Genomic DNA, 21243 nt, shown 5'->3' on the forward strand with positions numbered 1-21243 from the left:
TAGCAGTTCGAGCAGACCAACGACGCCGGGACTCACGACGCGAATCGGCCCAGCCCGGGCAACACGACACCGGCGACGAGGCCGACCGCGTGGGCGACGAGGTTCGTGACGTGGGAGGTCTCGGTCACGTCGGCCGGAAACAGCAGGTAGACCACGAGCAACAGCGTGACGACGACGTAGCTCACCACGACGACCGTCATCCGGTGGTCCCGAAGACCAGCGAGCGGGTCGGGTTCGTCGGTGAGCAAGCCAGTCACGGAGAGCAGGACACCGACGCCGACCAGTCCGGCGTGCAACGCCACGACCCCGCCAGTCAGGCCAGCGAGCATCACGCCCGCGACGACGAGGGTGAGCGCCTGTGCGACCCAGTACGCGCGGCGGAGTCCGTACGACTCGGCGACGAACGAGACGACCGCGGCCAGTCCCAGTCCTGCGAAGGCGGCGACGACACCGGAGAAACCCCGCGAGACGGTGTCGGGGCCGAACCCTTGCGAGTCGAAGTAGACGACGCTCCCGACGTTGACGATGGGCGGGACCACTACGAGCGTGACCGCGACCGTCACCCAGAACGCGCGTCGGCGGTTCCAGTGGAGGTAGAGCAGGTACGTCGGGACGGCGGCGAGGCTGTACCCCAGGAGGTTCGAGTAGAGGTGGGCGTCGTTCGCGTGGACGAACGCCGACGACCACAGCGTGACGACGGTGAGGTCGTCGTGCCGGAGCGCGAAGACGTCCCGGGCCGCGGGCGTGGCGACGTGGAGCGCGCAGAGGAGCAGCGGGACCGCGAGGAGACCGAGCAGGTCTGCGAGGTTCCCACTGGTGGACTGGTCGGTGCGCACTGTCGACACGGGTTCGTCCGTGCTTCGGCCGTCGGGGACAAAAGACTATACTCGACTGTTTGGTCGCCCGCGTGAGGGAGTGTCACGCCGCCCGAACCCTTTTGCTCTCGCTGTGGGAATCCGACAGCCATGGACCTGTTCCCCGCCACCTTCGAGACCGAACGCCTCCGTTACGAACGACTGGATAGAGAGACAGTCGACCTGTTCGACCTGTACGGGGTGATGAGCGACCCCGACTTCGAACTCGTCGCCAGACACATCTCGAAGAAGCGCCACCACACGCCGAAGGATACGTGGGACTACCTCCGTGAGTCCGAAGAGAAGTGGGACGACGCCGAGCGTGCGAACTGGGCGATGTTCCCGAAAAACGACGAAGATGGCGCGGGCGAGTTCGCCGGCGTCGCCTCGCTCATCCCGCTGTGGGACCGCCGGACGGCTCGCCTGGGAATCTGGCTCCGCGAGGAGTTCTGGTGCCGTGGGTACTCCGGCGAGCGCGCCGACGCACTGGTCGAACTCGCGTTCGACCGCCTCGACTTGGAACTCGTCGCGGCCGCGCACACGACCGAGAACGAGGGCTCGAAGCGCGCCATCGAGAAATACGTCGAAACGTGGGGCGGCCAGTACGACGGTATCCTCCGGAACTGGGTCGTACTCGACGACGAACCGCGTGACCTGCATCGGTACACCATCACCCGCGAGCAGTACGAGGACGCCGACGTGACGGTCGACCTGACCGTCGGTGACGGCAGTGGCGACGGTGGCGAGAGCGACGGCGAGGAGTGAATCGAGCATGCCCGACCTGTTTCCCGCCGAAATAGAGACCGAGCGCCTGCGCTTCGAGCGCGTGAGTCCAGACACACTCGATGCGCACGAAGTGTACCCGTACTACAGCACAGAGGACGGTATCGAGGAGGCCACCCGCTACATGACGTGGGAGCCACACCAGCACCCGAAGGAGACGTTCGAGTTCGTCCAGCACATGGGCGAGGCGGCCGCGAAGGCCGAGGGAGCGGTGTACGCCGTCTACCCAAAAGCGGGCGAAGACGGCGCAGGCGAGCTCGCCGGCACCGCGGGTTTTCACCCAAACTGGGAGAAACGCAGCACGACATTCGGTATCTGGCTCAGGAAGAGATTCTGGGGACGAGGCTACTCCGGCGAGCGCGCCGACGCGTTCGTCCCCATCGCGTTCGACCGCCTCGATTTCGACCTCGTCGCCGTCGCTGTCGTCGACGAGAACACGCGGTCAAAACGCGCCATCGAGAAGTACGTCGATAGCTGGGGTGGCCAGCACGACGGCTACTTCCGGAACTTGCAGGTTCACGGCGACCGGCCCGTGGGAGTCCACCGGTTCACCATCGCCCGCGAGCAGTACGAGGCTGCGGTCGCTGGTGGCCGAGACATCGAGGTGGCGGTGCGTGAGTGAGGTAGGTGAGGTACGCGAGGTTACCAGTCGTGAGTAGCCTGTTTCCCGAGCGAATCGAGACTGAGCGCCTGAACCTCGTCCACGAGTCGCTCGCCGAGACCGACGTGTTCGAGCGCTACGAACCGATGAGCGTCCAGAACGCCGACCCCGACGAGTACGAACACATCCCGGTCGAACCGTTCGAGACGCCCCACACCGCCCGCGCCTACGTCGCCTCGCGGAACGAGCGCTGGGACAGCGGCGACTCGGGTATCTACGTCGTCCGGCCGAAAGACGGCGAAGACGGCGCGGGCGAACCAGCCGGCGAAGCCGAACTCGGTGCGATGTGGGACCGCCGCGCGGCGTACTTCACCTTCGGCCTCAGGAAGCGATTCTGGGGCCGTGGCTACTCCGGCGAGCGCGCCGACGCCTTCGTCGTCTGCGCGTTCGAGCGACTCGACCTCGACCTAGTTCGGGTATCACACACGGTCGACAACGAGAACTCGAAACGCGCGATTCGGAAGTACGTCGACCGCTGGAACGGCCAGCACGACGCCAGAGTCCGCAACTGGCCGTCGCCCGACGGCGGCGACCCGGTCGACCTCCAGCAGTACAGCATCACACGCGAAAACTACGAGTCGGCGACCGTCGACCCGACGGTGACGTTCCACGACTGAGGCGAGGGGACAGGGACCGACACAGACCGACATGACCGACTTCGACTGGGACGACGGCCTCTTTCCGACGCGCATCGAGACGGAGCGACTGGTCCTCGAACGCGTCGACGACGCGACCGAGGCCCTCGACTTCTACCGCGCGTTCTCGAAAGAAGCCGACGCAGAGCGCGTCTTCGAACACGTCTCGCCGACGCTCGTCGCTACGCCGAACCGGGCACGCGACCTGCTCCAGTTCTTCGCCGAGAGCCAACGCGAAGGAACCGCCGTGGCGTACGTTCTCCGACCGAAACCCGGGCAAGCCGGTGCTGGCAGATTCGCGGGGTTCGTGTCGTTCCGGCCGCTGTGGGACCAGCGACTCGCCGAAATCGGCGTCATGCTCGGGACCGACTTCTGGGGCCGGGGCTACAGCGAGGAGCGCGCCGTCGCCCTCCTCGAACTCGCGTTCGAGTCCTTCGACTGCGAGCACGTTCGGGTGACGACCCGGGTGGACAACGAGCCGTCACAGTGTGCCATCGGGAAGTATCTGGCACGGTTCGACGGCCAGCGCGACGCACTCGACCGCAACGAGGACGTGGACTCGACGGGCGCGTACGACGTGTACTGCTACAGCATCTCGCGGGCAGGGTACGAGTCGGCGGACGAGTGAGTACCGACAGTGGAGTCAGGGTAGAAAACGGGGATAAGCAGGGTAGATAGGTCGTGGCACGACCGACCGGGTGATGCCCACGGCGGTCGGCCGGTCGCAGTGGCAGTACGAGGCTGACGTAGTCAGCCAGTCAGTCGGCAGTCCTACTCGAACTGGCCGACGAGGTCGGCGTAGCGGCTGGCCGGCTCGTTCCAGTCGACGACCGAAAAGAACGCGTCGACGAAGTCGCCGCGGGCCGGGCCGTAGTCGTAGTAGTACGAGTGCTCCCAGACGTCCAGCGCGAGGATGGGGTGTGCGCCCCAGAGCGCGCCCTGGTCGTGCTTGTCGACGACGACGTTGCGGAGCTGGTTGCTGAAGGAGTCGTAGACGAGGAGCGCCCAGCCACCGGCGTTCCCGGCGGCGGCGCGGAACTCGCCTTCCCACGCCTCGTAGGAGCCGAAGTCGGCCTCGATTCGGTCACGGAGGTCGCTCTCGGGCGCGTCGCCACCCTCGGGGCTCATGCTCTGCCAGAACAGGTCGTGGAGCACGTGACCGGAGCCGTTGTGCGTGACGCTGCGAATCGCACCGGGGGACCCGTCGAAGTCGCCTTCGTCGCGGTTCGCGGCGAGTGTCTCGTCGGCCGAGTTCCAGCCGTTCACGTAGCCCTGGTGGTGGGTGTCGTGGTGCCAGGTGAGGACCTGTTCGGAGACGTGCGGTTCAAGAGCGTCGTAGTCGTACGGCAGCGGCGACAGTTCGTAATCCGTCATGTGCAAGTGAGGCGAGGCCTCGCAGCCACAAGTATATAAGCTGAAACGCATTCAAGTAACTGAATTGAGAATTTTCCCGAGTTGCATAGGGACGAGATTCTTTTCTTCACAACGGAAGAGGGACGATACGATGTCCACCGACAGCAGACACACGACACAGGCGACTCGCACCGGTCTCGACGCAGCGACCGCCGCGAAGAGCGCCGGCATCGGTGTTGGCGCGTTCGTAGCGAGCTACCTGCTTTCGTTCGTGCTGTGGGCGATGACCGAACTCCCACAGCCCGACTCGCTGGGCGAAGCGTTCGAACAGGCCATCGTCTCCAGCGTGCGCGACAACGTCGCCACGTGGAAGGCCGCCGGGATGGTCCTGTACAACGGCCACTTCGTCGATTTGGCCTACGAGGGCCAGTTCACCAGTGGGTCGTTCAACCTCGTCGACCTCGCGGGCGGCGGTCTCGTTCAGTTGGTGTACGTGGTCGTCCCGCTCTTCCTCGTCGTCGCGGGCCTGCTCGCGGCCAGAGCGAGCGGGCTGACCGACGACCTCGCCAACTCGGTGCTCGCGGGCGCACTCGTCGCCGTGGGCTACCTCGTGCTGGTAGTCGTCGGTGCCGTGCTGTTCGCGGCGTCGAACGACGGGACCACGCTCTCGATTCCGCTCGGCAACGCCGTCGTCGTCGCCGGCGTGGTGTACCCGCTACTCTGTGGCGGCCTCGGCGGGTTGGTCGCCCATCTGAGCGCGTAACTGTCGGCGGACCACCCGCCCGTTTTCTCACCGAGAAATAGCGACGAATCGACCGGCCGCAGTACGATTTTCCCGACGAAGCACCTAGGAGGCGCATGTCGTTCGAACGCGGCAAGCAGCGTGACGTGACCGAATCGGCGGCCCGCGTCGACAAGGCCGCTGTCCTGCGGAGTGCCGCCCTCGGTGCCGGGTCGTTCGCCGTCACCTACGTCCTGACGTTCCTCGTGTGGACGCAGATGGAACTCCCTGAGAGCAACTCGGTCCAAGACCTATTACTCCGGGGTGCGGTCGCACTCATCCGGGCGAACGTCCCCGACTGGATGGTCACCGGGATGCTCGTGTACAACGTCCACTACGTGGACCTGTTCTACGATGGCCGGCTCATCGCCGGGTACGTGAACGTCTTCGACTTCGCCGGCGGCGGCCTGATTACGCTCGTCCACCTCGTGCCGCCGCTACTGCTGTTCGGCGCGGGTTTCCTCGCGGCCAGAACGACTGGCCTCGCCGGGACGGCCTCGACGGCGGCGACGAGCGGCGCGCTCGTCTTCGCCGGCTATCTCCTGCTGGTGCTCATCAGCGCACCACTGTTCGCGTATTCGGCCGGACCAGCATCGCTGTCGGTTCCGGTCGTCAACGCGGTCATCATCGCCGGACTGGTCTACCCGGTCGTCTTCGGTGCGCTGGGTGGACTGACGGCGAGCCTCGTCGAGCAGTCGGTCTGAGTGCCGCGTGAGAACAGAGTCTACAGTTTTCGCGCGACCATCTCGCCCCAGTGGTCGAACCCGTGACGGTCGTAGAACGCCTTCGCCCTCGCGTTCTCGCGGTCCACGTCGAGGACGAGGCGGTCGAGTGGGAGCGACTGGTCGCGCGCCAGGTCGACCGCGGCGGCCATCAGGTCGTCCGCGAGGTCGGTCCCGCGGTAGTCGGGCGCGACGTACAGTTCGTTGAGGACGGCGGCATCCCAGACGAAGGCGAGTCGCTCGGGGAGGACGAACACGTAGCCGACGAGGTCGCCGTCGTCCTCGGCGACAGTGACACAGCGCTCGTCGTCGGCGACACAGCGACCGACCCAGTCGAGCCAGTCCGCACGGTAGTCGTCGGTGAGTTTCTCCTCGTACAGAGACTGCTTCTCGTCGCCGCCAGTGCCCGTCCCGAGGCCGAGTTCGAAGCCGCGTTTCAGCGACCATAGCGCCTCGGAATCGGTGTCGGGGTCGTACGGTCGTGGCATACCCCCGCTTCAGGCCGCGTCTTCCTCACGGTTGCGGTCGGTCGCGCTGGTGGCAGTCGTTGCGGTTGCAGCGTTCGACCGGCGCTCCTCCCAGAGCCGAGAGCCAGAGACGAACGCGCCAGTCGCGACGATGAGCAACTGCATCCCGGAACTGACGACGGGGAAGATACGTTCTTTCACGACCGGTTTCCCGGTCCGGCCGGGGTCGGTGTCGACGCCGGTGTAGTACTGGACCTCCTTCGTCGACCCGCGGGCGACCGACTCCGCGGGCTTGCCCTTGTCGAACTCGATAAACGTCTGGACGATGCCCTGCTGGTCCGAGAGGTGGAACTTCCCGGTGAAGGCGTAGAACTGGTCGTGCAGCGGCCAGAACAGGTTGACACCGTTCGTCATCAGGTCGGGGCCGATGGCCGCGAACGTGACCGCGATGACGGAGACGAACCCGGTCCGCGTCGCGTGCGGCCCGAACCGGTCGAGCAACCACGACCGTTCGCGTCGAGAGATATCGTAGTACAGTACCACGAGCAACACTGCTGGGAACAGGAGCGTGTGAAACGCGGCGCGGTGCGCACCGACCACGGCGAACCCCACGAGGACGTCGAGGTCGACGAACACCGTCACCGCCAGCACCACCAGCAACGAGCGTCCGGAGAAGGCCGGCCCGAGCAGTGCACACCCCACGATGGCAGCCAGTGCCACGTGAACCACTGTCGAAGGCATATACGTTACATTCTGGCATGCGGCAAAGTGTTTCGGGTTCGACATGCGTCGAACCCAAAGTTCGATACGCTTTTCCCCCGTGTCACTCGACTGCACGCCGATGACAGATAGTCCACGGCAGAACCTCGCTACGAAGATCGCCGGCGAGGTGACGCTCTCGGACGACCCCGGCGCGACCCTCAGGAAGTGGCGTACCGACTTCGGCGTCTCTCAGACCGACCTCGCGGGCGAACTCGACGTGTCGTCGTCGGTCATCTCCGACTACGAGAGCGGGCGACGCGAAAACCCCGGCATCGGCGTGGTCAGCCGCGTCGTCACCGGCCTGCTCGACATCGACGAGACCCGCGGCGGTGGGCACATCCGCCAGTACGCGCGGGTCATCTCGGCCGGCTTCGAGAGTGACATCGTCCACGACCTGCGCGAGTACCCGGCGACCATCCCGCTGTCGCGCTTCTACGACGCCATCGACGCGACGGAGATAGAATCCGGCGGTGAGGGCCACATCTCTGGGCACACCGTGATCAACTCCATCGCGGCCATCACCCGCCTCTCATCGGAGGAGTTCTACCGCCTGTACGGCCAGTCCACCTCGCGGGCGCTCATCTTCACCGACATCACCCGCGGTGAGTCCCCGCTGGTGGCGATGCGCGTCGTCACGCCGACGCCGAACGCCGTCGTCCTCCACGGTATCGAGGAGGAGAACCTGTGGCGACACGCGAAGAAACTCGCCCGCGCCGACGGCTTCTCGCTCGCCGTGACCCAGATGTCGACCGACGAGATGGTCGAGGCGTTGCGGCAACTGCCCTGAGGCGGGCGTTCAGGCGTCGCCGTCCAAATCTGCGTAGTGCCGGATGAGGCCACACTTCGGACAGACCATCACCGTCGCCCGTACCTTCTCCTTCGCGCCGAGACCACCGAGTATCCCCGGTCGCGGTTCGTCCGTCATCAGATAGAGCGCGAACCCATCACCCGTCCGCATGTCCATCTCGTCCAATCGTACGTCGCAGTCGGGACAGCGTCTCGTGGACTGCATCTCGTGTCGGACCGACGACGCGAGTGGAGATAACCGTGCTGTCCGTGAATACTGCCAGTGCTGGAAAAAGCAGCTGTGTCTCTCGTTCTTACGTCGTCGGCCTGGCCGTCTCGCGCGTCTCACGCGTCGCCAGCCAGTGTTCGAGCGACAGTTTCCCGGGACTGATGCGGGTCAGCGCCGTCGCGACGAGGAACAGGAGCAGCGGGAACTCGTAGTCCGAAAAGCCCTGCGGCAGGTGGACGAGGACGATCGCGCCGATCATCACGAGCGCGATGCCGGCCGCCGCGACGCGACTGAACAGGCCGACGAGGACGAGCAGCCCACCGAAGAACTCGACGAGCGCGACGACCCACGCTGCCACGAGCGGAAGCGGGACACCGAGCGACCCGAGCATCCCGGCGAAAGCGTCGATACCCGAACCGGAGGGACCCATGCCGGTCAGCTTGCCGAAGCCATGGACCATCATGATGGTCCCGAGGCCGAGGCGCAGTAGCAGTGTACTCACGTCGTAGTCCGACGGCGCGTCGACACCGAATCGATTGCGGAGTGATTCCATACGCGTAGAATCGTTCTGGTCAGTTATCTGTCGAACTGCTGCACGCTGAGGGGTCAGATTTCGACACTTCTCAGCGTCGTGGACCGCGTCAGCCGTCACGTACCGCATCAGCCGCCACAGACCATGTCAGACACTACAGGTTTCGGCGTAGTGGCGGTGAGTCGTCTCGGGGAAGGTGAACCCTCGCTCGTTCAATCGGTCGGTAGTCGTCGCCGAGAGGAAATCCCGTGGGCCAGTAGCTGAACCGGAGAGCCACCCGCGCTCGGTGTGGCCGCCTTCACCGACCTGTCCGGCCACGCTGTGGAGCAGTTCGTGCGTGACGACGCCCGCGACGCCGTTCCCGTCGTGGGCGTACCACGGCGTGTTTCGGTGGACGAGGCTCGCGTAACCGGGCGCGTCGGCGAAGCCGAGGTGGTCGCCGTCGTCGATGCTCCCGAGGGTGACGCCGTAGTAGGTACAGAAACCGTCACCGAGTCGTGTCTCGGTGTACTGTCCGCGAACGTCCCCAGCGGAGACGTTCTCGTAGGCGACCGGTTCGCCGAGTGCCTGTTGTGTCACGACGTGCAGGTCGATACCGGTCGTCCCGTCGGGGTTCTCGACGGGCATGTCGGCCCAGAGTCGTTCCAGTCTGGCCAGTTCGGTGGCGGAGAGCGGGTCGACGTTCGCGCCGTAGGCGATGTGGACGTAGACGTCCTTTCGGTTCGGGTCCGCGTCGGGCAACGGCGCGCCACTGGGCGTCTCACCTGCGCGCTCCCAGTCGTCGGCGAGGAGGTCGCCGTCGGCGTCTGGAGTGGGTGCTGTCGGGCCGAACAGCGCGAAGTCGGCAGTGGGGGGACCAATCCCGAGAACGAGAGTCCAACAGAGCAGGGCGACGAGCACACCGAGGAGAAACGCGACCGCGAGACCGACTGCTCCCCTGTCGGTCTCGTGCCCGTGCATGGAACACGGATTCAGGTGGAAGGGTGGAATACGTTTCCCAAGCGGTCTGAGAGAAGCAGCGAGAAAGAAACCAGTGGCCAGTCGGAGAGACTTACTCGACGAACCGGTACTTGCGCTCGCCCATCCGGCCCCAGCCGTCGAAGACGAACTCGGAATCGGGCGCGGTGAACTCTTCGAGGTCGGAGTCCTTCTCGTGGTTGTGGCGGTCGTGGACCTCCTCGTACTCGTCCCACGAGAGGTCGTAGCGCGCGGCGACCTGCTCGTCGATGTCGAGCGCCTCTATCTCCTCACGCCAGTGCTCTCGCACCGTCTCGGTGTGGATCTCGGCCTGCGCGCCGGAGCCGTAGGAGCCGACGAGCAGTTTGTCGCCTTCGAGGTCGCGGTCGTTCGCGACGGCGTGACGGAGCGCCGAGATACGGGCGATGTGGACCGACCCGGTGTACCAGTTACCCACGTCACGGGAGACACCGAGCGTCGGCTCGATGGCCTGTGCGTACCAGTTCTGGTACGCTTCGGTTCCCTTCAGCGAGTCCATGTAGTCACGGAGCGCGTCGGTGAACGACCCCTCGTCGTCGAACTCCTCGCGGCGGGGCTGGCGGCCGATTTCCGCCGCGAGTTCCTCCTCGATTTCGGTGTCGCGGATGGTGTGACGGTACGCGAGCAGGGCGGCCTTGCGGACCATGCCCGGGAACGGCGTGTGGAACGGCCCGTAAGCGAAGTCGTCGGGGTGGATGCGGCCCGCGACGGACTCGTAGTCTTCGAGTGCCTCGCGCATTCGGGCGAGGTACACCTTCACCGAGCGCTTCCCGTCGACGCTGGGGAACTGCTGGTTCGGCTTGAGGAAGTCCGTCTCGTCTGCAGAGCCGTAGCCCTGATTCGTCGAGAGCGCGACGAGGTCCGGGCCCTCGTCGATGAGCATCGCGACTGCACCTGCGCCCTGCGTCGCCTCACCGGCGTCGCCCCGGGCGTACAGCGCGGTGTCGGTGGCGATGACGAGCGCGGCACGGCCACGGTTGCGGCCCGCGCGAATCCAGTTGTACGCGTCGTCGATGCTCTGGGTCCCGGCGATACAGGCGAACTTTCGCTCGCCCTTGTTTGCGTGGTGGAAGTCACCCTCGTACACCTGTTCGAGACAGCCCGCGATGTACGTCGAAATCGGCTTCGAGTTGTCGAAACTCGACTCCGTCGCCACGTCGATGCGACCGATGTCGTCGGGTTCGAGTCCCTTTCGGTCCAGCAGCTTCTTCGCCGCGTTCGCTCCCATCGTCACGATGTCCTCGTACGAATCCGGGAACGACGAGGCGTTCAGGCCCAGTCCCTTCGTGTACTTCTCCGGGTCCTCGCCCTTCTCCGGTGCGAACGTGTTGGGCAGGTCGAGTTTCAACTTGCCTGTCCAAACCTCGACTGCGTCGATACCGACGGTTGTCATGCTACTACCGTCTGAGTGCAGGGGCTATAAGTTATTGTCGACTAAGAGTTCGACGGTCGTCGAAATGTCTCGTCTCTGCTGTAGTTTCAGGCTGTACACACCGGGCCTCAGCACGCGGTCGGCCCATGGGCCGTGACAGTGAACGCCGTCTGCGTGCCATCAGAGAAGTATAGCGTCACTTGGACGGTCTCGCAAGTCATGTCGAACTCGTTGCTGGCACCGTCGGTGAACTGGTAGAGAGAGAACGTCGCCACTTCGTCCGCCGGAATCACGGGTTCATCGTTCGCGTTTCCTGCCGTGCTCAGGTCGACAGTTCTCGGGACACTGAACCCACCAGCGAAGTCGGTGGTGTAACCGGTACCGTCGACTTCGACGTAGAACTCGCTGCTGTACTTCCCTTCGCCGACGATCGGGTCGTCGAGGCGAGCGACGTTCGAGTTCGCGGGGTCGACACGGATATCTGTCACCCGAACGGCGGTCGCTCGACCGTTTCCAACGTGGAACTGGACGGCAGAGCGTGAACCCGACCCATCAGTGTCAACTGCGGTCCCATCGCCGACTAGGCCGACATCCGGCCCAGACGGTTCCAGCCCGACTCCGGCCAACCCCTCTGCGCCGTAGGTGACGGCGTTCCGGAGAAGTACGTCTGCGTCGTCGGTGTAATCGTCGTTCTGAACGTCGGGCTCGCGGCCCAACGAGGCGAGCAGTATCGTCCGGTCGTGCTCGTCGACTGCCACCGCCGGACCAGACAATCCGTTAGAGTCGCCGGACCGTGCGAGCGTCACGTTGTTGAACCCGTTGAACCAGGCGTGGTCTGAGTAGTACGCGTCGTGGACGGTGAACGTGTCACCAGCGGACCCGATACCATCGAACAGCGGGTGGTTCCGGTCGATGTGCATCACTGCCACGAGGCTGCCCCCGGCCCCGTACCGCTGTCCCGTACTCGATGGGTTCCCGGTCGTCGCAGAGAGTTCGGAGATGGCGTTGCTGTTCTCTGGGTTGTATCCGTCGTCGCTCCACTGGTCGAGGTAGACGACGGCAGTGTTCCGGTCGTCGGTGGCATCGACGAAGGCCTGTACGGCGGTACCGTCGCTCGGAAGGTCCTGTGCGACGACGACCTCGTAGGCGTCCGGATTCGCGGTCACCTCGTTCAGCGTCGCCTGAACGACGGAGTAGTTCGTGGGGAGCTGTTGGGCCAGCGCAGACACAACCTGGTCGCCGTATCCACCAGAGTCGTCGACAACAGCGACACGGATGCGGTCGACAGTCACCATCGTGGACGCCGTCGTCGTCGCACCGTCGTCGTCGGTCACGGTGAGCGTAATCGTGTAGGTGCCGGGAGTGTCGTAGGCGTGACTCGGGTTCTCGACGGACGCGTTCGGACTCCCGTCGCCGAAGTCCCACTGGTAGCCGACGACCGAGCCGTCTTGGTCGCTCGCCCGTGCCACGAACGAGATATCGTCGGCCGTGGTCGGGTCGCTCGTCGTCGCAGTCGGCGACGTACTCGGAGCGACGTTTTCGACCTGCACGGACTGGGTTACGGTGTCGGTCGCGCCGGACACGTCCACCACAGTCAGCGTGACATCGTACGTCCCGTTGTCGACGAACAGATGCGTCGTCGTTGCACTCGTCGTGTTCTCGTCGACGGTGCCATCGCCATCGAAGTCCCACAGGAAGGAGTCGATGCTACCGTCAGGGTCAGACGACCCACTGGCGTCGAACTGAACGTCGTCGGCCGTGCTCGGGTCGGCCGGAGAGGTAGTGAAGTCGGCGGTCGGTGGCGCCCCACTCGCCGTGTCCGATGGACAGGCTGTCGACACCGACTGTCCGCTCGACCCATCCGGTTTGACCTCGACGCCGGAGAGGCACGGACTCAGTCCCGGATGCGTCGAGTTCATCTCGACGACCAGCCGGAACCGGTCGGAGAGCGTGCCGAGCGAGCCGTCGCCGACCGCGTAGGACCGCTGTCCGTCGACGATGGTGACGGGTGCGCTCCGATTCCACGTCCCGTCGGCCTCGGGGTCGGATTCGAGGAAGACCGTGAGGTCGGTCTGTGGCGGCACCGACGCGCTCACGTTCTCCAGTCTGACGCGCTGTGGGTCGACCGGTGCGTCGGTCGTCTTCGCGCCGGTGGTGAGCGTGCCGTTTCGGGTCGCCTCGTACAGCGCCCGCGCCTCGCCGTCGGAGATGGCCCGGTCGTAGAGTCGCACTTCGTCGAGTCGCCCGTCGAAGTATTCGGGCGTTCCACCCGTGTCTTCGATGACGCCGAGACTGGCGAACGCAGAGTTCTTCGCCCCCGTCTCCGAGGCGGCGGTGTCTTCCAGCACACCATCGACGTACACCCGCGTCTGTCCAGAGGTTGCGTCGCGCACGAGGACGACGTGATGCCATCGGCCGTCGTTCACCTCGGTCGAACTCTGTGCGCCGTAGTCGTTCCCGGCCATTACGCCGATGTTGCCCGAGGCGTCGAGCCACCCGTAGAACACATCGTTCCCGTCCCCGTTGCTCTCGACGCCGACGATACCGGGTGCCTGCCACATCGTATCGGAGCCCGTCTGCGTCGTCTTCACCCACGCCGAGACGGTTCCGCTGGTGCCGAGCGACGGCGCGAGGTCGGTCGGCCCGACGACCGCGTCGTCGACGCCGTCGAACTCGTACGACGAGGTGTTCAACACGCCGGGTCGCCCCTGTCCCGCCCCGTTCACGGTCCCGTCGTTCCCACCGGTCGTGTCCGTGGCGGTCGACCCGCTGTTCTCGTCAAGCGGGTAGTACGCGACGAGGCCGGACCCAGACGACGGGTAGCCCAGTTGGACCGCCCGCGCGTCGTGGTCGCCGTAGTTCTCGTGGACGACGTTCGACTCGGCCGCGGCGGCGTCCCAGTCGCCCGGGGTCTCCCACAGGAGTGACTCGACGGCACCGCTGAGAACTTGCACCAGCACGCGGTCACCGGTGCCACCGCCGGTCACGTACGCCAGGAACGACGACCGGCCCGTGAGGTCGTACGTCACCGCCGCCTCGCCGGTCCCGTTCGTCTGCGCGTCCTGCGACTGGACGCTCACGACCGAAGAGTCGTTGACGACGAACGAAATCGGCTGGTTCGCCAGTCCTTCAGCGATTCGGGCGGTGAGCGTCACCGACTGCGTCGTCGAGTAGTCGACCGTAATCGTCGACGGGCCGTCCCACTCCGTGATGTACGCGCTATCACTGCTTCCACCGCCGCCAGCACCGCCACCGCCGCCGCCACCGCCGCCGCCACCACTTCCAGCGTCCGAGACGAACAACCGCGCAGACGCGTTCTTCGGTGCGCTGCCGTCGAACCCGACCTCCGGGTCGCCGGTGAGGCTCATGTCGATGTCGACGGTCTGCAAGCCGGACACGTCGTTCGGTGCGGTATAGGTCAGGGTCACGCGGCCGTCCTGCGTCTGAAGATTGGAGAGGTCCGTGCCGCCGTCGTGCGACAGCGTGCCGACGCCGTCGAGCGTGACGTTCACCGTCCCGTCGATGGGGTTCCCGTACCGGTCACGCACTTCGAACGTCACCGTCTGGTCGTCTGCTTCCTCGACGACGCTCTCGTTCCCTTCGACCGGCAGCAGGTACGCTGGCGGCGGCGATGCCGCCTGTGCACCCGACGACGTTCGCTGGAGCGTCACCGTCGACACCTGCAACTGGTAAGATTCGTTCGGGACGAGCCTGACGCCCACGCGGTGGAACCGCTCGCTTCCGATAGTCAGCGAGCCAGCGTCGACCACGCCGTCGACGTAGCCACCGTCACTCGCCAGCTCCCCACCTTCGTCGAGTAACTTCGCCCACCGGCTGGCCGGGAGCCGAGAGGTTACCGTGAGCGTTATCGGCCCGCTCCGGTTGGTCAGTGTCACCGTGTTCGTCGACGAACTCGTCGGTTCGACCCGAAGCGGGACCGACGACGACCCGCCCGACCGCGCGACGCTCAGGTTTCCCTGCACCAGCGAGAGCGAAAGCTGGTTCCCCTGTACGAGTGACTGCGTGGTACGGGTCAAGTTCGCCGACCGGTATCGGTCGTACAGCAGCGTGTTGTCGAGGTACGTCGTCGGTGCGTTCTGGTACTCGCTGTACGACGGCTGATAGGCCAGCAGCGTCGTGTCGTACGAAATCAGACTCCCGTTCCAGAAGTCGCCAGCCTTCCCCGCCGCCGTCGCGTTCGTCACGTTCGTCGTCACGTTCCGCCCGCTGACGCCCCAGAGCCGCCCACCCGCCGGTGGCGGGTTCAGGTACAGCGTTCGGTCGGGGTAGGCCGTCCCGAGTCTGACCGGCACTTCCCGGTTCGTCGCACCCGGTGAGACGACTGCACTTCGCAGTTGCTGGAGGTCGTCGTGGACCTGCTGATTGTGGTTGTACTCGACCTGTTGGTTCTGGTCGGGCACGACCGACACTTGCCACGCCGTCGCGGCGAGCAACAGGAACGCGAACAGGAGGATGAACCCGATTTGAGCCGTGACCGCCCGGTCGTCGCTCGGGTTCCGAATCATTCGTGAGTGCCGTCGAGGGGTCGCGGCGACGTGGGCGTCGCCCACGCGCGCTCACCAGTCAATCCACTCCCCCTGTACCCACGACTCCGCATTTGGCAGTTGTTGTGCGGTCGAAAGTATAACCGTTGTTGCCGTTTGCCGCTCAGATGTTGGCCCTCACGGCGGCGTGAAGGTGAACGTCTCGCTGGTACCGTCGCTGTAGTACACCGTGACCGAGAGTTGCTTGTCAGAGACGCTCCTGCTGTTGCCGCCGTTGTTCTGGAACTGATAGAACTCGATAGTTGCACTGTCTCCAGCGTTGATGGTTGCCGAGTCGGTGAGTGTGACTGTCGTTCCGAGTTGCAACGGCGCGCCGTTGTCGTTGTGGTACGGTTTCCCACCCGGTTCGTACGCGCCATCGGTCGACGCGTCGATGTACACCTCGTGCTGGAACGAGTTGAGAGAGCCACCGTTACCCTCTTGCACACGGCTGATGCTGCCCCCACCACTTACATCGACGGCGATGTCGGTGATGGTGACTGCACTCCCACCGGTGTTCTCGACAGTGAACCGGGCACCGGAGCCGCCACCGAAGGCCGCCCCGCTTCCCCCGACCTGGTCGACGGCGTCCGCCGAACTCCCGCCACCGCCACCGCCGCCACCCGGCAGACCGCTCACCTCGAACCTGATGTTGTCCCCGCCAGCACCGCTAGTCGTGTAGACGACGACGGTCCCGTTCTCCGCGAGCGAGAGCGTCGTCGCGTTCTCGCCCGTTCCGTTCGTGGTGCCCGACGTCCGGGAGAGACTGCTGACCATCGAGTTGTTGACGGCGTAGGTGACGCTCGCGCCGTCGGCGGTCGGGTTCGTGTTCATCACGAGGTCCACGGTGGTTGTCCCACCAGTGATGGTACAGGTGGCGTCCGGCCCACTCGGGCAGTCCACGCCAGATTGGCCAGACGGGTCCTGCCACTGCACCTGATACGCGCCGTTGCCGCCGCCACCACCGCCGCCGGTCGCCTGGACGGAGACGGAGAAGTTGACCAGTTCCCACGATTTGGCCCCGCCGGAGATGTTCATCCGGACTTCGGCGGTGCCCGCGCTCGCTGGTGCCTGGTAGGTGAACGTCGCCCGGCCGTCGTCGCCGGTTTCGACTTGCGTCGGACTGGCGACCGAGCCACCGCCCGAAACGACACTCGCGTTCACGGTCACGCCGCTTTGCGGGTTGTTGAAGCGGTCGCGGACCTGCACGGTGAGGGTCTCAGACCCGCCCGTCGGTGCCTGTCTCGACGTGGAGTCGACTGGGGCGAGGTAGGCCCCGTCTTCACGCGTGGTGACGCCGGAGCCGACGCCGACTTTCGCCAGCCGGAGGCTGTACGTCTCGTCTGCTTCCATCACGATGTCGACGAAGTGGAGTCGCTGGCTCGTCCCCGGAACGGTCGTACTCCCGTTGGCCCGGACTGCGTGGACGTACGCCTCGTTACTCGACGAACCGGTCCCGTCGTACTGGCCAGACTCCGAGAGCAGGGTCTGCCACTCGCTCGCGGACAGGGTGGACGGAATCGTCACTGTGAGCCGCTCACCGGACGTGTTCCGCACCGCGATTCCCGCCGTCGACGCGCTCACCGGTCGCACGGTCACCGACGCCGTTCCCGAGCCCTCTCGGAGGCTGCCGTTCACCGCGACGAGCGTGAGTCGCTTCCCGTCGACGACGGTCTGGCCCGTCAGGGTGAGGTTCGCGCTGTCGAAGCGGTTGTACAGGAGCGAGTTCTCGTAGACGGTCGTGGGCGGGTTCTCGTAGGCGTGATAGTTCGGCGTGAAGACGAGCGCGCCCGTCGAGAAGGCGTGTGTCGACCCGTTCCAGTAGTTGCCGACTTCGGCGTCCGTCGCAGTGGCGTTCCCGATGGCGAACGCGACGGAGTCGTTCGTCGTCCCTACGGTAGAAAGTGTTCCGCCAGGAGGTGGTGGATTCACGAAGATAGAACGTGCTGGATACGTCGTCCCGAGTGGCACCGAGACCGCCCCGCCAGAGCCAGTCGCCGGGACCGAGACCAGCACGTCCCGGAGGTCTTGCATCCGCTGCTGGACCTGCTGATTGTGGTTGAACTCGACTTCTTCGTTCTGCGCTGGGACGACCTGCGTCTGGTAGGTCGTAATCGCGATGACGACGAACGCGAGTAAGATGACGGCACCAATCTGTACCGTTACGGCGCGCTCATCCCCACGGATACCCATTTGCGGACTCTTTCCGCGGGGAGACTAAAACCCTTATTGCCCTGACCGCTTCACTCGTCTTCTTCTTCGACGACTTCGGGGTCCTCCATGGCGGACTGGAGGCTGGCGAGACCGTTGAGCCACTCGGCGACCGGGCCGAACTCGATGTCTTGGCCGACCTCGGGCGAGAGCTTCTTCCCGTCGATGACGAGCGTGCCCGCCTTGACGAGGTAGCCGCGTGCGCTCTCGATGTCCTCGTTCGCTTCGGCGTCGGCGGCGGCCGCGACGTAGTCTTCGATGGTGGCCTCGTCGGCCGCGCCCGCGTGAATGTATTCCATGCAGGAGTGGAGGACGATGCTCAGGCTCTCCTGCACGCTGCCGACGAGGAACAGTTTGTCCTCGTCGCCGAAGTCGGGCTCGGTGAAGACGATGTCGCCGATTTCGTTGATCTTCTCGGAGGCGCCTTCCTCGTCGAGTTCACCGTCGTCGTGCGAGGAGACGATTTTCGCGGCCGCGATGGCCGTGTCGTCCTGCATGAGGTCGAAGACACGGGTGGTGTCCTGGTCCTCCGGGTCGATCTCTTCGTCTTTGATGCGGTCGATCCAATTCTGCCAGCGTTCCTCCGAGTAGTACTCGGTCGGGGGCGTGCTCATGCTTCAACGTTCCCCGGCTACGTCAAATGCCTTTCTCTCGTCGGACTCCGTGCGGTGACGACACACATCGGCCTTGAGGCGACCCATCAGGGCTTATTCAGGCTGTAACGTGTCAGTCGTCTCGATATCGTAGACGAGCTTCGGCGTCTCGACGTGGGCGCGGTGAACGGCCTCGTCGTAGCCCTCGTCGAGCAGCCAGCGAACGCGGCGGGGGACAGTCTTCGGGCCGAGGACGGCACCGGGGCGGTCCGGGTCGTCGACGAAGTCGGTCTCCATGAGGAAGGGGTCGTCGCGGTTCGCGGCGACTTCGAGGCGGTCTTTCTCGCTCATCACGCTGGGGACCGGCCCAGCGAGTTGGCCGCCAGCGTAGTGTTTGACCACGCTCGTGCGGTCCATCCCGGCGGCTTCGGCCCACTCGGCGACTTCGGTGAGGTCGTCGCTGCCCTCGGTGTGGAGCTGGACCGCACAGCGGTTCTCCGCGCCGAGGTGGAACGCGTGGCGCATCACCTCGTTCGAGGCGTCCCACACCGCGTCGGACACGTCGTAGTGGGGGCGGCCGGACTTGAGCGCGAGCGCGCTCCCGTCGTCCACGTACTCCGCGGCGAGGTCGAGCCCGGCACACATGGTCTCGCGTGCCTGTTTCGGCGAACGGCCGGCGTCGACCAACTTCGAAACGAGGCCGGGGTGGACGCCGAGGACGGGCCACGCGCGCCCGGGGAGAACCTCCGTCGCGTCGCGCACGGCGGCGATAGTCGTCTCGAACACGTGCCGGAAGTCCGAGCGCTCGCGCGGGAGGTCACCGAGGTGCCACGACGGCTTGTTCACGACGAGGAGGTGTGTCCCGCCGACGTTGGCGAAGTCTTCGACGGCGGCGATACCCCTGCCGTGGTCAGGGTCGAGGTGCAGGTGGTTGTCGAGCACCGGCGTGTCGAACTCGGGGTTTGTCATCTCTCGTGTGTGCGCGAGCGCGGGTGAAAAATATAAGTACTCGACGGCGGCCAGCACCAGGCTCGTCGCCGCCACCGTTCCGGGCATGCAGGACCAGTCCGTGACGAATGGGACGTTCGTCCACTCAAAGAAATTCCAGCAATATTTGTTGCAAATACAGTGCCCGATTCGATATAATTTTGAATCAAATGAGAAAATATAAATGGTAATCACCAGTAGCTCCAATTGGTCATGGCAGACGATAGCAACCACGAACAGACCGACAGACGGACGTTCCTGAAGACGACTGGCCTCGCCGCGGGCGCGATGGCGCTCCCCGGCCTCGCGACGGCGACGACGCCCGGGCGAACACCCGGCCCCAAGGAGAACGAACTCCTCGTCGGTATCGCCGCGAGTACGAGCGTCGCCGACGCGCGCTCGCAGGTCGAGCGCGAACTCCCCGGCCACGCCAACGTCGTCCACGAGAACCGCGACCTCGGCTACATGGCGGTCTCGGTCGACGAGGACGTCGTGACGACGATGGCGTCGGTGCAGTCGTCCATCGAGCGCGCGAACGCGGTCAAGTACGTCGAGCGAAACGAGACGCTGACGACGATGGCGACACCGAACGACCCGCGCTTCTCGGACCAGTACGCACCCCAGCAGGTCCGTGCACCCTCCGCGTGGGACACCGAGATGGGCGACGGCGTGACCATCGCGGTCATCGACCAGGGCGTCGCGTACGACCACCCGGACCTCTCGGCGCAGTTCGGGTCCAACAGGGGCTACGACTTCGTCGACGACGATTCCGACCCCTACCCCGAGGGCCTGAACGATTCGGATGCGGGCAACCGCGGCATCCACGGCACCCACGTCGCCGGCATCTGTGCCGCGACCACTGACAACGGCACCGGCGTCGCGGGCATCTCGAACGCGACGCTGCTCTCTGGGCGCGCGCTCTCGAACGAGGGCAGCGGTTCGACCGCAGACATCGCGGACGCGGTCCAGTGGGCCGCGGACCAGGGCGCGGACATCATCAACATGAGCCTCGGCGGTGGTGGCTACACGAACACGATGAAGAACGCGGTGAGCTACGCCGTCAACAACGGCGCACTCCCTATCTGTGCGAACGGGAACGCCGGCAATTCGAGCGTCGACTACCCGGCCGCGTACGACGAGTGTGTCGCGGTCGCGGCCTCGCGCGAAGGTGACGAGTTCGTCGACGACTGGACGAACGCGCCCGGTGGCTCGAACTACGGGCCGAAGACGGACGTCATCGCGCCCGGCGAGCAGGTCCTCTCTACGTGGCCGGACACGCCGCGCGGCGTCGACTACTACACCATCTCTGGCACCTCGATGGCGACGCCCGCCGCAGCCGGTGTCGCGGCGCTCGGCCTCGCGGCCGACCCGGAGCTGACGCCGACGCAACTCCGGAGCCGACTCAAGCAGACCGCCGTCGACATCGGCGAACCCGCGGACAAACAGGGTTCGGGCCGCGTCGACGCGAAGAACATCGTCGACGCCGCGGGCGGTGGTGGCGACGATGGCGGTGACGACGGTGGCTCCTGCGGGGACACGTCCTCTGGCGGGTCGGCGAACGGCTCGCTCTCGGGCTACTGGGACAGTTCCTCGTACACGTACACGCTCAGTCTCGACACGCCGTGCCAGGTCACGGTGTCGCTCTCGGGCCCGTCGGGCGCTGACTTCGACCTGTACGTGACGACCGACGGCCGCACGCCGTCGACGAACGACTACGACAAGCGCTCGGTCACGCAGGACAGTCAGGAGAACGTCGTCCTCGACACCGTCTCCAGCGGACAGGAACTCGGCATCCTCGTCGACTCCTACTCCGGCTCTGGCAGCTTCACGCTCGACGTGGAAGAACTCGGTAACTGACGGCGCGCAGCGGTCGGTGATGGCGCGCGGTATCTGTCGGGGTTACGCCGTGTGACACCCTCGACATTCCGGGTCCATCACCCGTTTTCGTTCCCGGATTCGGGACAGTCGTCACGTT

20 protein-coding genes are annotated in these 21243 nt (G+C 65.5%); 8 read left to right on the forward strand and 12 right to left on the reverse strand.

Going from position 1 to position 21243, the window contains the following annotated elements; translation table 11 throughout:
• Window positions 1-32: 32 nt before the first annotated feature.
• A complete protein-coding gene (locus ACSC1P_RS06120) occupies window positions 33-845 on the reverse strand; it encodes a hypothetical protein (RefSeq protein WP_435359248.1) in 813 nt (270 codons plus the stop codon).
• A 120-nt stretch (window positions 846-965) separates the two neighbouring features.
• Between ACSC1P_RS06120 and ACSC1P_RS06125 the strand changes: the two genes are divergently transcribed.
• The 4 genes from ACSC1P_RS06125 to ACSC1P_RS06140 are packed head-to-tail and all read left to right on the forward strand — an operon-like array spanning window position 966 to window position 3561.
• Entirely contained in the window at window positions 966-1619 is a 654-nt protein-coding gene (locus tag ACSC1P_RS06125) for a GNAT family N-acetyltransferase (protein ID WP_435359249.1), read from the forward strand.
• A 7-nt stretch (window positions 1620-1626) separates the two neighbouring features.
• The gene (locus tag ACSC1P_RS06130) at window positions 1627-2259 is read left to right on the forward strand and encodes a GNAT family N-acetyltransferase (protein ID WP_435359250.1); all 633 of its coding nucleotides are present in this window, start codon (window positions 1627-1629) and stop codon (window positions 2257-2259) included.
• 29 nt (window positions 2260-2288) lie between these two features.
• Window positions 2289-2915, forward strand: a complete 627-nt coding sequence (locus ACSC1P_RS06135) for a GNAT family N-acetyltransferase (RefSeq protein WP_435359251.1) — start codon at window positions 2289-2291, stop codon at window positions 2913-2915.
• 31 nt (window positions 2916-2946) lie between these two features.
• A complete protein-coding gene (locus ACSC1P_RS06140; protein ID WP_435359252.1) occupies window positions 2947-3561 on the forward strand; it encodes a GNAT family N-acetyltransferase in 615 nt (204 codons plus the stop codon).
• Between the two features lie 143 nt (window positions 3562-3704).
• Here ACSC1P_RS06140 and sod read toward each other — a convergent pair whose 3' ends face one another.
• A complete protein-coding gene (gene sod, locus ACSC1P_RS06145; RefSeq protein WP_435359253.1) occupies window positions 3705-4307 on the reverse strand; it encodes a superoxide dismutase [Mn] in 603 nt (200 codons plus the stop codon).
• Window positions 4308-4437: 130 nt separating this feature from the next.
• Between sod and ACSC1P_RS06150 the strand changes: the two genes are divergently transcribed.
• Both ACSC1P_RS06150 and ACSC1P_RS06155 read left to right on the forward strand, forming a co-directional pair.
• A complete protein-coding gene (locus ACSC1P_RS06150) occupies window positions 4438-5049 on the forward strand; it encodes a DUF7978 family protein (protein ID WP_435359254.1) in 612 nt (203 codons plus the stop codon).
• Window positions 5050-5144: 95 nt separating this feature from the next.
• Entirely contained in the window at window positions 5145-5771 is a 627-nt protein-coding gene (locus tag ACSC1P_RS06155; protein WP_435359255.1) for a DUF7978 family protein, read from the forward strand.
• Between the two features lie 20 nt (window positions 5772-5791).
• On the opposite strand, the gene ACSC1P_RS06160 is transcribed toward ACSC1P_RS06155, so the two are convergent.
• On the reverse strand, window positions 5792-6277 hold the full coding sequence (locus ACSC1P_RS06160) for a GNAT family N-acetyltransferase (protein ID WP_435359256.1): 486 nt from the start codon (window positions 6275-6277) through the stop codon (window positions 5792-5794).
• Window positions 6278-6286: 9 nt separating this feature from the next.
• Complete coding sequence (locus ACSC1P_RS06165) at window positions 6287-6997, reverse strand: metal-dependent hydrolase (protein ID WP_435359257.1); 711 nt, start codon at window positions 6995-6997, stop codon at window positions 6287-6289.
• 100 nt (window positions 6998-7097) lie between these two features.
• Here ACSC1P_RS06165 and ACSC1P_RS06170 point away from each other — a divergent pair, with 100 nt between their 5' ends.
• Window positions 7098-7805, forward strand: coding sequence for a helix-turn-helix domain-containing protein (locus ACSC1P_RS06170; protein WP_435359258.1), 708 nt, complete (start codon window positions 7098-7100; stop codon window positions 7803-7805).
• A 9-nt stretch (window positions 7806-7814) separates the two neighbouring features.
• Here the strand turns inward: ACSC1P_RS06170 and ACSC1P_RS06175 are convergent, their stop codons facing one another.
• The 8 genes from ACSC1P_RS06175 to ACSC1P_RS06210 all read right to left on the reverse strand — a co-directional run bounded on the left by ACSC1P_RS06175 (window position 7815) and on the right by ACSC1P_RS06210 (window position 19250).
• The gene (locus ACSC1P_RS06175; RefSeq protein WP_435359259.1) at window positions 7815-8030 is read right to left on the reverse strand and encodes a hypothetical protein; all 216 of its coding nucleotides are present in this window, start codon (window positions 8028-8030) and stop codon (window positions 7815-7817) included.
• An 88-nt stretch (window positions 8031-8118) separates the two neighbouring features.
• Entirely contained in the window at window positions 8119-8586 is a 468-nt protein-coding gene (locus ACSC1P_RS06180; RefSeq protein WP_435359260.1) for a DoxX family protein, read from the reverse strand.
• Between the two features lie 126 nt (window positions 8587-8712).
• Window positions 8713-9525 (reverse strand): hypothetical protein, encoded by an 813-nt coding sequence (locus ACSC1P_RS06185; protein WP_435359261.1) that lies wholly within the window; start codon window positions 9523-9525, stop codon window positions 8713-8715.
• A 91-nt stretch (window positions 9526-9616) separates the two neighbouring features.
• Complete coding sequence (gene hmgB / locus ACSC1P_RS06190; RefSeq protein WP_435359262.1) at window positions 9617-10954, reverse strand: hydroxymethylglutaryl-CoA synthase; 1338 nt, start codon at window positions 10952-10954, stop codon at window positions 9617-9619.
• Between the two features lie 107 nt (window positions 10955-11061).
• Window positions 11062-15459, reverse strand: coding sequence for a PKD domain-containing protein (locus tag ACSC1P_RS06195; RefSeq protein WP_435359263.1), 4398 nt, complete (start codon window positions 15457-15459; stop codon window positions 11062-11064).
• 156 nt (window positions 15460-15615) lie between these two features.
• Complete coding sequence (locus ACSC1P_RS06200) at window positions 15616-17670, reverse strand: hypothetical protein (protein ID WP_435359264.1); 2055 nt, start codon at window positions 17668-17670, stop codon at window positions 15616-15618.
• 50 nt (window positions 17671-17720) lie between these two features.
• Window positions 17721-18302: a DUF2150 family protein gene (locus tag ACSC1P_RS06205; RefSeq protein ID WP_435359265.1), complete on the reverse strand. Its 582-nt coding sequence runs from the start codon at window positions 18300-18302 to the stop codon at window positions 17721-17723.
• Between the two features lie 93 nt (window positions 18303-18395).
• Window positions 18396-19250 carry a TatD family hydrolase gene (locus ACSC1P_RS06210; RefSeq protein ID WP_435359266.1) on the reverse strand — a complete coding sequence of 285 codons (855 nt, stop codon included), beginning with the start codon at window positions 19248-19250 and terminating at the stop codon, window positions 18396-18398.
• 231 nt (window positions 19251-19481) lie between these two features.
• On the opposite strand from ACSC1P_RS06210, the gene ACSC1P_RS06215 reads away from it, so the two are divergent.
• A complete protein-coding gene (locus ACSC1P_RS06215; protein ID WP_435359267.1) occupies window positions 19482-21125 on the forward strand; it encodes a S8 family serine peptidase in 1644 nt (547 codons plus the stop codon).
• Window positions 21126-21243 lie beyond the last annotated feature (118 nt).

Origin of the sequence: Haloarchaeobius caseinilyticus (genome assembly GCF_051207395.1) — an archaeon.
In the GTDB taxonomy this organism is placed as follows: Archaea; Halobacteriota; Halobacteria; order Halobacteriales; family Natrialbaceae; genus Haloarchaeobius.